This is a genomic window from Pseudomonas marginalis, assembly GCF_024169655.1.
GTDB classification, from domain to species: domain Bacteria; phylum Pseudomonadota; class Gammaproteobacteria; order Pseudomonadales; family Pseudomonadaceae; genus Aquipseudomonas; species Aquipseudomonas paraveronii.
Genome location: NZ_JALJWV010000001.1, coordinates 4,344,639 through 4,357,418 on the forward strand (window position 1 = coordinate 4,344,639; position 12,780 = coordinate 4,357,418).

Sequence of the window (12,780 nt, forward strand, 5' to 3'; positions counted from 1 at the left end):
TAAAATGCTTGAGGAGTACTCGCTGTGGATAGCCGCAAATCCGAAGCCCCGCTGGACCTCGCCCCGCCGGACCTCTCCCTCACGAACCCTGGCTGGCTGGAACGCCTGTTCAAACTGCGCTTGCATGGCACCACAGTGAAGACCGAGTTGATCGCCGGCCTCACGACGTTCATCACCATGGCCTACATCATCTTCGTCAACCCGAACATCATGGCCGACGCCGGAATCGATCACGGCGCCGCGTTCGTCGCCACCTGCATCGCCGCCGCGCTGGGGTGCCTGTTGATGGGCCTGTACGCCAACTGGCCGGTGGGCCTGGCGCCGGGCATGGGCTTGAACGCGTTCTTTACCTACACCGTGGTCGGGACCATGGGCTACACCTGGGAGACGGCACTCGGTGCGGTGTTTATCTCCGGCGTGTTGTTCATGCTGCTGACGCTGTCGCGCATCCGTGAATGGCTGCTCAACAGCATTCCGGTGAGCCTGCGCCACGCGATGGGCGCCGGTGTGGGGTTGTTTCTCGGGGTGATCGGCCTGAAAACCGCCGGTATCATCGTCGACAGCCCGGCCACCCTGATCAAGCTCGGTTCGCTGCACGAGCCAGCGCCGTTGCTGGCAGCCATCTGCTTCCTACTGATCGCGATCCTCAGCTACCACCGGGTGTTCGGCGCGATCCTCATCAGCATCATCGCCGTGACCCTCGCCGGCTGGGGCCTGGGCCTGGTTCACTACAACGGCATCCTCTCCACCCCGCCGAGCCTGGCGCCAACCTGGCTGGCCATGGACGTTAAGGGTGTGTTCAATGTGAGCATGATCAGCGTGGTATTTGCCTTCTTGTTTGTACACATGTTCGACACCGCCGGGACCTTGATGGGCGTCGCGCAACGCGCCGGTCTGGTGAACGCCGACGGCAAGATCCACAACCTGTCCCGTGCGTTGAAGGCCGACAGCGCCTCCAGCGTATTCGGCGCCATGGTCGGCGTGCCGCCGGTGACCAGCTATGTGGAAAGCGCCGCCGGTGTCGCCGCCGGTGGCCGTACCGGGCTGACCGCTGTGACCGTGGGCGTGCTGTTTGTGGCGGCGATGTTTTTCGCGCCGCTGGCCGGCATGATTCCGGCTTACGCCACCGCCGGTGCGCTGATTTATGTGGCGATGCTGATGATGGCGAGCATGGCCCATATCAACTGGGACGAAGCCACCGACAGCATTCCGGCTATCGTCACCGCGATCATGATGCCGCTGACCTTCTCAGTCGCCGACGGGATCGCCCTGGGCTTTATCACGTATGTGGCGCTCAAGGCCGGCACCGGCAAGTACCGCGAAATCTCCATCAGCCTATGGGTGTTGTGCGCGATTTTTATCGCAAAATTTATCTTCCTGTAGTTCGGGAACGCACAAAGAAACCGCCTCACCCTCGGGTGAGGCTTTGGCATCAAAGGAGCACTGTAAATGAACCTGGAAACCTGGCTGCTGTTCAGTGGCGCGGCGTTGATCGTGATCCTGATTCCCGGCCCGCTGTCGTTGCTGATGATCAGCAACAGCCTCAACTACGGCCTGCGCCGTTCGTACCCGGCGTTTCTCGGCGGCGTGTTTGCCTCGATCTGCCTGTTGAGTGCCTCGGCACTGGGGCTGGGCGCGCTGTTGTTGGCGTCGGAACAGCTGTTCAGCGCCTTGAAGATGGTCGGCGCGCTCTACCTGTTTTACCTCGCCTGGCAGAGCTGGCAGCAATCGCGCCAACCGGCCCGGGGCGCGGTGGTGCCCCAGGCCGTCGCCACGCCGCGTTTTCGCGCCTTGTTTGGCCGTGCGTTTGTGCTGGGCGCGAGCAACCCGAAGGACATCCTGTTCTTCGCCGCCTTCCTGCCGCAGTTCCTCAGCAGCGACCGGCCGTTTCTGCCGCAGTTGCTCGTCATGATCGCCACCTGGACCGTACTCGACCTGCTGTGCAAGCTCGCCTACGGTCTTGGCGCCCACGGTGCTGCGCGGTATTTGCGCAGCGGCAACGGCCAGAGCTGGTTCAACCGCACCAGTGCCGGGCTGTTCGGGGCCGCTGGCGTTGCGTCGCTGATCAACCGCTAGGACGGGGTCACTTTAGCGAAATAGACGCTCGGAAGGGCGTCTCCTGCAGTAGGCCATTGGATGCCCGCTACGATTCGAAACAGGCGCTTGTCGTTCATCGCACTCTTGACGGCAGCCAACGCCACCGACGTCGGATTATTGCTGATCGCAATATTGAACCAACGATCCGTCAGCCGGCGTTCCAACTTGATAGACCCCAGCTCAAGCCAATGAACGGACACGTAGTACACCCGGTTTGAACCGGAAAGAGGATGAGTCACGAATAAATCACGGGTGGTCTTGTTGCCGTGCCTTACCAGAAGCTCCTCGACGCTGAACCCCTGCTGTTCCAGCACACGTTTGATCGCCGCGCACTGTGCAATGTCTCGCCGAGGTCCCATCTCGCGGCCGCCGGATCGCAGCGCAGGGTCCAAGTCGGTCACCTTGAAATCGACGCGAGTGAAGCCCGGTGCCTTGCCGTCAAAACCGATGTGAAAGGTTCTTTTGCCCCTTTCGGTGGACCGCAGCATTCTCAGCAAATCATCCGTCTGACCCGCCCTCGCGGGGGCTGGAGGCGACCAGTTGTCCAGCGTCGCGCGGATATTGAGCAGATGCGTGGCCGTTGCCGGGCGGGATGGGCCTGCCAACTCAATCAACCTTGCGGCGGTAAACTGTCGACTGGAGAGCGTCATGGTGGGGAACACCGCGCCCACATACTCCGGCAAAGGCTTATCGAACAGGGGCGCATGGACCAGCCATTCACCCGCAGGGCTACGTGTCACCGGGAAAGGCTGCTCCAGAATATCCACGCTGGTCCAGCGCTCAATGTCAAAACTGGCCAATGACACCATTGGCTCATTCCTGTGGATAAACACGATGCCGTCCAACGGCGCCTGATCCCCCTGAGGGAGCATCCTGTAATAGCCGCTCATAGGGTCCATCACGCCGGTATTCGGCGGGGCCACCCGAAGGACATTGTGGGGAAACCCTCGGCTGTCCGACGCAATATGAAACACCTCGGGAACCGGAGAAGGCGCATCCGGGCTCTGAAGTGAAGTCCGCCAATTCGACCAGTAGCTCGACGTCGTGGATGACTGGCGAATGGCGTCTTCCGTAGCAACCCGTGCAGTCGCGGGCCACCAGTCGGGCGGCGGTGGCGTCGGCGGCGCGCGCCATGGGTTGAGCACGCCGGAACTTGTGCCCGCCACCGGTTGCGGGGCGTCCGCGCCGAGTGACCATTCCTTGGGCTGATGGAGGTGCAAAATCAGTTCGTCTTGCCCCGGCGCCTGCGTGTTTTTCAGGCGAAATACCGGTTCGTCCCCACGCCGGTAAAGGGGGTAATAGTGCGTGTCATCCGCCACAAAGGGCTCACCATTTTTCACATAGACGCCCGACTCGCCCGGCCCTTTCAGCGCAATGGCGCCCTCCGGCACCCCCTTGATTTTGAACCGCTCCAAGGCTTTCAACTGGGTCACGGGGGACGACGCCGTGCGGGACACCCCGCTGTGTACCGTCATCCGCAAACGATGTATGCGCCCCAGCAACCCTCTCAGCACCGGCCGCGCAATACCTGCGCCGGCACGGCCCACCTTCTTCGGGCCGGGGATTAAGTTCAGCAGCAGGTCGATCGCCATAAAGGCGCTCATAAAACCCACATCGACCGCATCGTGGGGGTCGCCGAAACGGTGATAACTGCGCGATACGCGCAGCAACTCATAGAAGTCATTGAACATCCCGTACAACGGTGAGAAAAACCCCACCACCGCCCGCGCGCGGGTGTCGCCCTGCTCACTCAGACGGCGGGTTCGATAGCTCGCCAGCGCCTTGCCGGAATGGCTGGCGGCTTGGGTCCGCCGTTGCAAATCCAGCACGCTGGCGTGGTAGAGCAACGCCTCGGCGTTGCTGTGGGGCGTAGCCACAAACCCCAGCCAGTCCTGCGGATCGCTGGCGATCTGCTCAAGGGTTTGGGCTTCGATCTCCTCAAGCACCGCCGCAGGCTCCAAGTGCTTGATGCTGAATGAACGAACAAACTCGATCCCGCGCCAGATCCCTTTCACCATGAAAAAAGCCGGTATGGCTTTAAGCGTTTTTGCAGCCTGGACGTGTGCACCGCCGCCCTCCGCAGGCTGGGGGATCGCCTCGAATGCCCAACCCGGTGCGACCTGTCGCGCCAACGCCTTGACGTTATCCGGTAACGCGCCGATGCGGTTCAATTCAGCCTGGGCCCGTTGCAGGCTATCGTACTCGGTCAGGACCAGGGACGACGGCGCATCGGGCCAGTAAACCAGGCACAGTTCGGAGCGCCGGTCATGCACCACCACGATCCCTGCGACATAGCGATCATGCTGCATCGTGTGGCCCACCAGATGAACCACGTACAGCTGCAACTGGTGCTGGTTGTTCGACAGGTCTTGCGGTGTGCGGGCCGCCATCGCGGTCTTGAATACGCTTTGTGCCGTCGCCGTCAGCCCCTGCTGAGTCGCGCAGAACAGGTGATACTCAACGCCCGCGCGCAAGGCGCGATTCAACAGTTCGGGAATCCGTCCGTTGCTGAGCTCGCGATCGGCTTCAATACGCGGATAGAAAACCCGGTTGATCAAGGTGTCGTACTGACCACCGATATCCAGCGAGGACACCATACGGGTCAAGTAAGCGGCATTCAGGCGTTGCTTCCACTCAGGTTGCAGATAGCGCGCGTGACTGAATCGCCAAGCGGTCCAGGGCGCCAGTGGGTCGAGGTTATGCAGCGTCAGTTGCAGCAGGCTGAAGGTCGTGCGCGCTGCGGTTGGGGTCAGCACGATGTTGCGATCACCCACCGTACAGCCGCTGATCCATCCACAAAAGGCACCGTGGACATCATCCGGCATATCAATCAACGGTTGGTCGATGTCCAACGGCGGGAAGAAACCGTCCTGGCGCAAACGGGCGATCAACGCGCGCCGGGCGAACGTGTCCAGGTCAGGCAGGCGTTGCTCAAGTCGGCCTTTAAACGCAAAGGCGCTGCCCAGGTACAGCCGCAGCAAGCGCTTGAAGGCTCTACGCTGGGCCTGGGTCGCGTGCGCCAACCAAGTGGGCAGTTTCTTCGCGTCAGACGCCGCCGTGCGCAGCAGCTCGATGTTGGCCAGAGCCTGGCTCAGGGCGTCATTGAGCGGAATATTCAGCTGCTCTTCCAGCTCGACCATCAGCAGCGAGCGGCTGAGCTCGGCATCCGTCACTTCACTGAAAATACGCGTGATGTCTTCGCGGCTTTGTTTCAAGCGGTCGTAGCAGCCCAGCAGTTTCTTGAGCGCCACCAGCGCAGGCTTGCCCTTGATCTCAACGTAGCGCACGCCGAGGGTTCCACAGGCCGCATGTGCGCGTAAGTCACGCCGCTTATCGTGCTCGACGCAGCCCCAAAGCACCGAGTCGTCAAGGCTGCTCAGGCTTGCCTTGAGGCTTTGGGTCAAGGCGTCCAGTCCGGCAAACGCCTTGACCCCGCCTTCGATGCCAAACGCGTACACCACCACCGGGAGCTGGCGCGACGGGCGCCTTACCGCCGCGCCCGTGGTCACCACCCAGACGTTATGGAGGGCGTAAAAGGCGTCCGGTTCGCTGCCCACCGCGATCGACAGTACTTGGGTCTGACTGCCAAGGCGTTGGCTGGGCGACGGCTGTTCCACCACTTCGATCATCAGGTCGCGATGCGCCGTACTGATCAGCTTGAGCCGGTGTTGCAACTCAACCTCGCAGCGCAAGGCCTCGGTTTGGGTGCGCATGAACAGCGACACGCGCCTGGGCGTACCCGCGCCGTCGGGACGCTCGGCCCAAAAAGCCAAATCGAGCAACCGATGCTGCCCATCCCGCATCAGTGTATTCAACACGTCGGCATGCGCCTTGAGTTGGCCCACCAGCGCCACGATTATCTGGTACGCAAGCGTGTCCGCGCAGGGATCGTCCGGGACCAGCAGCGCAACCAGCGCTTTTTCGTAGCGTTTGACCTGACGCTCAGCGGCGCGCAGAGCCAGGCCGGACGCCGTGCTGGCGAAGATGATTTCTGCGCCTCGTCGTTGTCGGTCCCAGTTGAGCAATTGATCGCCAATAACGCCGAGCCGAGCGCCACCGACCAGTTGCCGCCTCGCCCCCTCCACCTGTGCCAGAAAAGGTGCGGCGTCCAGCGGCTGAGGCCGAGGCCGTTGCTCAGAAAACACGTGCGCGTAATTGATCTTCACCGCACAAGCCAGCTCGTTGCTCCATTGCCCGGTCAGCAACGCCTGGGCGCCCAGCGTCAGCGCGTCGTCCATCAGCGGCAGGCCGCGAACAAAGCGGTGCGCCGCAGACAAGACTGTTGGCCGGCATAAGTCATTGCGCCGACTCAGCGGCAAGCACTGCCAGAGCGCGTGGAACCGGGACCGGTCCAACACCAGCAGGCCGTCCTGCAGGGCCGTGTAGGACGGGTACTCGTAGAAGTTGCAGCCCTCTCCCGGCAGATAGACCACATGCGGTGCCTCGCAGGGGTCGCCTTCTCGATAAAGATGCAAGACCCCGGGAATCGCTACCGGAGGCGTACCCGGCCACAGCAACTGCCCCACTTGCAGCGTGGCCCAAGCCCCGCCCGCACGCTGGCGGGCCTCGGCGGTGGGGGCATCGATCAGGGCCTGAACCATGTCCCATGCCGCACTCGATAGCTGCTCCAACTGCCGCGCCATAAACGCCCGGTCGGCGAAGAGCGCCTTGTGCAACTCGACCCAGCGCTCCCGGCGAGTGAGCCAGGAACCCTGCGCCAGGGTGTCCCAATAGACGCTGACCGCATGGGCCAGCCGCTCAAACAGCCTCAGCGCGATCACACGGCGCAGTGCTTCCAGCGGCGTATAAGGCAAGCGCCGGTTCGGCTCGTCTTTAACGCTCAGGGTGGTGAACTGATTGACGTTGATCACCACCGTCGGCAGGACCAGCAACGCCAGCGCCCGATCGGTCAGGCTGTCGACTTTGCGCGGCACGGCTGGCGGCTTGGGCTCGGTGAACAACAGGTGGTCCGGGTCCATCTCGAACGCTTTGCGCAGCTCGGCGCGAATGACCGTCAAGACTTTGGGCGAGCGTCCTATCAGGCGTGCCAGTGTCCGCGTCGCGGTGATGCAGCGCGCGTCGGCAAGACCGATCTGATTGATCAGGCGACTGGGATGGGTATGGGCATTGATCCGCCGTTTCAACTGCTCGCGAATCGCCTGCGATTGCGCTTGGGCAGCGAGGTCCGGGTCGTCGGCAGTAGCGGTATCGGCTGAAACGCTCACGTGATCGGGGGACGAGGTCATGGTGTTTTCTTCTGCATGAGGAAAACGCCCAGCCTAGGCAGTGCCTCCGTGCAAAAGGCGCTAGATAGTTGCACGCGCAAGCGGCATGAAAAGCCCGCCGTGTCGGCGGGCGAAAAACCAGCGAAGAGCTTTGGGGTGGCGCTCAGCTACCGCGGTAGGTGGAGTAACTGTAGGGCGAAATCAGCAGGGGCACATGGTAGTGATCCTGTTCAGCGCTGATGCCGAAGCGCAGCACCACCACGTCGAGGAAGGCCGGCTCTGGCAATTGCACGCCACGGGCACGGTAATAGTCGCCGGCGCTGAATTGCAGCTGGTACACACCGCTGCGGTAGTCGTCGCCTTGGAGCAACGGTGCGTCGCAGCGGCCGTCACTGTTGGTCACGGCGCTGGCGATCAGCTCCAGTTGCGCGCCGTCGACGCGGTACAGCTCAACCTTGATGGTGCTGCCGGGACAGCCGTGAGCGGCGTCCAAAACGTGTGTGGTCAAACGTCCCATGGCGTGTACGCGCCTCCCGAGGTCAGTAGAAGTGAATGCCGCACTTTTTTTGTGCAGCGAAAAAGCCGGCGCCGGCTGATTAAGACACTTTTTAAAAAAATTGTACACAATAAAAACCACAAACCCTACGATCCTCCAGTCGACCTTGCTCGACCGGCCGATTCACGAGTAATCCTTGCTTTTAAACAACCTTTTGTCCATTAGCTGACCAGTCAGGCAAGTTTCTTGCTACACCCTTGAAGGTGAGCGTGGCAGAAAAAAGGCAGAAATCCAGGCTTACAAAGTGGGCAATAAGTTGTATACAATCACTCATCACTGTGACGCCACTCAGTCTTTCCACTGCCCGGCCGCCACACACACCGCTACCACGCACAAGAAGGAAGACTGCAGTGAGCGCTGACTACCCACGCGACCTGATCGGTTACGGCAGTAACCCTCCTCACCCCCACTGGCCGGGCAAGGCACGCATCGCGTTGTCTTTTGTACTCAACTACGAAGAAGGCGGCGAGCGCAATATTTTGCACGGTGACAAAGAGTCCGAAGCCTTCCTTTCGGAAATGGTCTCGGCCCAGCCGCTGCAGGGCGAGCGCAACATGAGCATGGAGTCGCTGTACGAATACGGCAGCCGTGCCGGCGTGTGGCGCGTCCTCAAATTGTTTAAAGCATTCGATATCCCGTTGACCGTCTTCGCCGTGGCCATGGCCGCCCAGCGCCATCCGGAGGTGATCCGTGCAATGGTCGCCGCCGGCCATGAGATCTGCAGCCACGGCTATCGCTGGATCGACTACCAGTACATGGACGAGGCCCAGGAGCGCGAGCATATGCTCGAAGCCATCCGCATCCTCACCGAGCTGACCGGCGAACGCCCGCTGGGCTGGTACACCGGCCGCACCGGCCCGAACACGCGGCGCCTGGTGATGGAGGAAGGCGGCTTCCTCTATGACTGCGACACCTATGACGACGACCTGCCCTACTGGGAACCCAACACCCCCACCGGCAAGCCGCACCTGGTGATCCCTTACACCCTGGACACCAACGACATGCGTTTCACCCAGGTGCAGGGCTTCAACAAGGGCGATGACTTTTTCGAGTACCTCAAAGACGCGTTCGACGTGCTCTACGCCGAAGGGGCCGACGCGCCGAAGATGCTCTCCATCGGCCTGCACTGCCGCCTGATCGGCCGCCCGGCGCGCCTTGCGTCGTTGAAGCGCTTTATCGAATACGCCAAGGGCCATGAACAGGTGTGGTTCACCCGCCGTGTCGACATTGCCCGTCACTGGCACGCCACGCACCCTTACAAGGGAGCGGCGCAATGACCGCGTTCCAGACCTTGAAACCGTCGAGCCTGAACCGCGATGCATTCATCAGCGCCTTTGCCGACATCTACGAACATTCGCCGTGGGTGGCTGAAAAGGCTTTCGACCTGGGCCAGGACGCCTCACTCGACGCGGTCGAAACCCTGCACCAACGCATGAGCGACATCCTCTTGAGCGCCGATCACACCCGGCAACTGGCGCTGATCAACGCTCACCCGGACCTGGCCGGCCGTGCGGCCATCCAGGGCCAACTGACCGAAGCCAGCACCCAGGAACAAGCCGGCGCCGGTATTCACCAATGCACGGCCGAAGAGTTCTCACGCTTCACCGAGCTGAACGAGGCCTACAAAGCCAAGTTCAAGTTTCCCTTCATCATGGCGGTAAAAGGCAGCAACCGGCATCAGATCATCAACGCGTTCGAATCGCGCATCCATAACCCGGTAGACACCGAGTTCAAGTGCGCGCTGGACGAGATCAACAAGATCGCGCTGTTCCGCTTACTGACCCTCTAAACGACCATCCCCAGCCACTCTATCCAAGGCAGACAAGAAGAATGAAAGCGCAACCCTTACCGTTCGAGAAGTTCGTCAACCTCGCCGACGCCCGCCTCGGCACCAAGATCATCTCGGTGACCGATGACTGGTTCGCCGACGCCAACCGCCTGTTCCAGCCGACCCCGGCCGTGTGGAAGGAAGGCGTTTTCGATGATAACGGCAAGTGGATGGACGGCTGGGAGTCACGCCGCAAACGCTTCGAAGGCTACGACAGCGCAGTGATCCGCCTGGGCGCCGCCGGCTCGATCAAGGGCGTGGACATCGACACTTCATTCTTCACCGGTAACTTCCCGCCGTCGGCCTCCCTGGAAGCCTGCTTCCTCGCCTCGGGCGAGCCGGACGACAGCACCGAGTGGGTGGAAGTGCTGTCGGCCGTCGAGCTGCAAGGCAACAGCCACCACTACCACGCAATCAACCACGACCAGGCATTCAGCCACCTGCGCTTCAACATCTACCCGGATGGCGGCGTGGCCCGTCTGCGTGTGTACGGTGTGCCGTTCCGCGACTGGTCGGCGGTGGGCGACAACGAACAGGTCGACCTGGCTGCCGCGCTGAACGGCGGCCGCGCCCTGGCCTGCTCCGACGAACACTTCGGCCGGATGGGCAACCTTCTCAATCCGGGCCGTGGCGTCAATATGGGCGATGGCTGGGAAACCGCTCGCCGTCGCACGCCAGGCAATGACTGGGTGATCGTCGCGCTGGGGCATGCGGGCGAGATCGAAAAAATCATCGTCGACACCCTGCACTTCAAGGGCAACTACCCGGACACCTGCTCGATCCAGGCCGCGTTCGTGAAAGGCGGCACCGACAGCCAGATCGAAACCCAATCGCTGTTCTGGCGCGAACTGCTGCCGGCGCAGAAGCTGGAAATGCACGCCGAACACACCTTCGCCGAGCAGATCAAGGCGCTGGGCCCGATCACCCACATCCGCCTGAACGTGTTCCCGGATGGTGGTGTGAGCCGCCTGCGAGTATTGGGCAAGGTCGCTAAATCGGCGTGAGCCCAATCGCGGGCAAGCCCGGCTCCCACAGGGGTACGCGGACAAATGTGCGAGCCGGGCTTGCCCGCGATAGCGGTAGATCAGACACCATCACATTCAAAAACTTAAGAAGACAGCCATGCGCACACTGATGATCGAACCCCTGACCAAAGAAGCCTTCGCCCCCTTCGGAGACGTTATCGAAACCGACGGCAGCGATCACTTCATGATCAACAACGGTTCGACCATGCGCTTCCACAAACTGGCGACGGTCGAAACCGCAACGCCGGAAGACCACGCCATCATCAGCATTTTCCGCGCCGACGCGCTGCAAATGCCACTGACCGTGTGCATGCTGGAGAGACACCCGCTGGGCAGCCAGGCGTTCATACCGCTGCTCGGCAACCCCTTTCTGATCGTGGTCGCGCCACTTGGCGATGCACCGGTATCAGGCTTGGTCCGCGCCTTCGTCACCAACGGCAGGCAGGGCATTAATTACCATCGCGGCGTCTGGCACCACCCGGTGCTGACGATCGAAAAGCGGGATGACTTCCTGGTGGTTGATCGCAGTGGCACCGGCAATAACTGCGATGAGCATTTTTTCAAAGAGGATGAGCGGTTGATCCTCGCCCCCCACCAATAAGAGAAGGCCTGATCACCCGACAACAAGGGCGACAAGCGAGAGGTAAAGACTGTGGAAGCACATCTGTTGGAATGGCTGAACCTTAGCGTGCGCTGGGTTCACATGATCACTGGCGTCGCCTGGATCGGCGCGTCGTTTTACTTCGTCTGGCTGGAAAACAACCTCAACCGCGCCAACCCCAAGGACGGCCTGGCCGGTGACTTGTGGGCGATCCACGGTGGCGGTATCTACCACCTGGAAAAATACAAACTGGCCCCGCCGACCATGCCGGACAACCTGCACTGGTTCAAATGGGAAGCCTATTTCACCTGGATGTCGGGCGTCGCGCTGCTGTGCGTGGTGTTCTACCTCAACCCTACGCTGTACCTGCTCGCCCCTGGCAGCAGCCTGAGCGGCACCGAAGGCGTGTTGTTGGGCATCGGCTCACTGCTCGCCGGCTGGTTCATCTACTCCTTTCTCTGCGACTCGGCCCTGGGCAAACGCCCTGCGCTGCTCGGCCTGACCTTGTTCGTGCTATTGATCGCGGCGGCGTATGGCTTCAGCAAAGTGTTCAGCGGCCGCGGCGCGTACCTGCATGTGGGGGCGATCATCGGCACCATCATGGTCGGCAACGTGTTCCGCATCATCATGCCGGCGCAACGCGCGCTGGTGGCGGCAATCGCGCAGAACCGCACGCCGGACCCGGCCCTGCCGGCCAAGGGCTTGCTGCGTTCACGACACAACAACTACTTCACCTTGCCGGTGCTGTTCATCATGATCAGCAACCACTTCCCGAGCACTTACGGCAGCCAGTACAACTGGCTGATCCTGGCGGGGATTGCCGTGGCGGCGGTGTTGGTGCGGCATTACTTCAACACCCGGCATAACAGCCAGAAATATGCCTGGACCTTGCCGGTGGGCGCGTTGGCGATGATTTGCCTGGCGTATGTCACCGGGCCCAAGCCGGTCACGGACGTGGCCAAGACACCGGCAGCCATCGAGTACCAACCGTTGCCGGAAACCGCGCTGGGCGGCGGCCTGAAACCCGCTGCGCCCGCCGCCCCCGCTGCTGTAGCCGCGCCCGCCCAGGCGACGATTGATTTCGACAAGGTGCATGGTGTGATCCAGGCACGCTGCGCCGTCTGCCATTCGGCCAGGCCCAGCAGCCCGCTGTTCAGCACTGCACCGGCGGGCGTGATGTTCGACACACCGACGCAGATCCAGCAGCAGGCTGCGCGTATTCAGGCGCAGGCCGTGGCGAGCCAGATCATGCCACTGGGCAACATCACCCAGATGACCCAGCAGGAACGCGATCTGATCGGCACCTGGATCAATCAAGGGGCGCGCACGAATTAACGGATTAGCGCAGGACTAACCTGTGGGCGGGGGCTTGCTCCCTCCCACATCCGGCCTGCGTTGTCGCTGAATGTACTGTTCCACATCCTCGCGGCTTTGAACCACCCGCCGTC

9 protein-coding genes are annotated in these 12,780 nt (G+C 61.8%); 7 read left to right on the forward strand and 2 right to left on the reverse strand.

The window, feature by feature from the left end; translation table 11 throughout:
* Positions 1–51: 51 nt before the first annotated feature.
* Together J2Y83_RS19830 and J2Y83_RS19835 are read left to right on the forward strand one after the other, a co-directional pair.
* Positions 52–1,383: an NCS2 family permease gene (locus J2Y83_RS19830; protein WP_253400420.1), complete on the forward strand. Its 1,332-nt coding sequence runs from the start codon at positions 52–54 to the stop codon at positions 1,381–1,383.
* Positions 1,384–1,449: 66 nt separating this feature from the next.
* Positions 1,450–2,076 (forward strand): LysE family translocator, encoded by a 627-nt coding sequence (locus J2Y83_RS19835; RefSeq protein WP_253397642.1) that lies wholly within the window; start codon positions 1,450–1,452, stop codon positions 2,074–2,076.
* On the opposite strand, the gene J2Y83_RS19840 is transcribed toward J2Y83_RS19835, so the two are convergent.
* Positions 2,073–7,343 carry a dermonecrotic toxin domain-containing protein gene (locus tag J2Y83_RS19840; protein ID WP_253397643.1) on the reverse strand — a complete coding sequence of 1,757 codons (5,271 nt, stop codon included), beginning with the start codon at positions 7,341–7,343 and terminating at the stop codon, positions 2,073–2,075. The two genes, J2Y83_RS19835 and J2Y83_RS19840, sit on opposite strands and share 4 nt — an antisense overlap.
* A gap of 142 nt (positions 7,344–7,485) precedes the next feature.
* Positions 7,486–7,839, reverse strand: a complete 354-nt coding sequence (gene uraH, locus J2Y83_RS19845; protein WP_198717272.1) for a hydroxyisourate hydrolase — start codon at positions 7,837–7,839, stop codon at positions 7,486–7,488.
* 389 nt (positions 7,840–8,228) lie between these two features.
* Between uraH and puuE the strand changes: the two genes are divergently transcribed.
* The 5 genes from puuE to J2Y83_RS19870 all read left to right on the forward strand — a co-directional run bounded on the left by puuE (position 8,229) and on the right by J2Y83_RS19870 (position 12,667).
* Entirely contained in the window at positions 8,229–9,155 is a 927-nt protein-coding gene (gene puuE, locus J2Y83_RS19850; protein ID WP_198717271.1) for an allantoinase PuuE, read from the forward strand.
* Complete coding sequence (uraD, locus tag J2Y83_RS19855; RefSeq protein ID WP_253397644.1) at positions 9,152–9,667, forward strand: 2-oxo-4-hydroxy-4-carboxy-5-ureidoimidazoline decarboxylase; 516 nt, start codon at positions 9,152–9,154, stop codon at positions 9,665–9,667. The genes puuE and uraD overlap by 4 nt, the downstream gene beginning before the upstream one ends.
* Positions 9,668–9,708: 41 nt before the next feature.
* The gene (alc, locus tag J2Y83_RS19860) at positions 9,709–10,710 is read left to right on the forward strand and encodes an allantoicase (RefSeq protein ID WP_253397645.1); all 1,002 of its coding nucleotides are present in this window, start codon (positions 9,709–9,711) and stop codon (positions 10,708–10,710) included.
* A 118-nt stretch (positions 10,711–10,828) separates the two neighbouring features.
* Entirely contained in the window at positions 10,829–11,332 is a 504-nt protein-coding gene (locus J2Y83_RS19865) for an ureidoglycolate lyase (protein WP_198717268.1), read from the forward strand.
* A gap of 51 nt (positions 11,333–11,383) precedes the next feature.
* Positions 11,384–12,667 carry a urate hydroxylase PuuD gene (locus J2Y83_RS19870; protein ID WP_253397647.1) on the forward strand — a complete coding sequence of 428 codons (1,284 nt, stop codon included), beginning with the start codon at positions 11,384–11,386 and terminating at the stop codon, positions 12,665–12,667.
* Positions 12,668–12,780: the final 113 nt, after the last annotated feature.

Excerpts from the sequence above, each read along its gene's own strand:
- J2Y83_RS19835 (WP_253397642.1), top strand. The coding sequence starts at position 1,450 with ATGAACCTGGAAACCTGGCTGCTGTTCAGTGGCGCGGCGTTGATCGTG.
- J2Y83_RS19840 (WP_253397643.1), bottom strand. The coding sequence starts at position 7,343 with ATGACCTCGTCCCCCGATCACGTGAGCGTTTCAGCCGATACCGCTACT.
- uraH (WP_198717272.1), bottom strand. The coding sequence starts at position 7,839 with ATGGGACGTTTGACCACACACGTTTTGGACGCCGCTCACGGCTGTCCC.
- uraD (WP_253397644.1), top strand. The coding sequence starts at position 9,152 with ATGACCGCGTTCCAGACCTTGAAACCGTCGAGCCTGAACCGCGATGCA.
- alc (WP_253397645.1), top strand. The coding sequence starts at position 9,709 with ATGAAAGCGCAACCCTTACCGTTCGAGAAGTTCGTCAACCTCGCCGAC.
- J2Y83_RS19865 (WP_198717268.1), top strand. The coding sequence starts at position 10,829 with ATGCGCACACTGATGATCGAACCCCTGACCAAAGAAGCCTTCGCCCCC.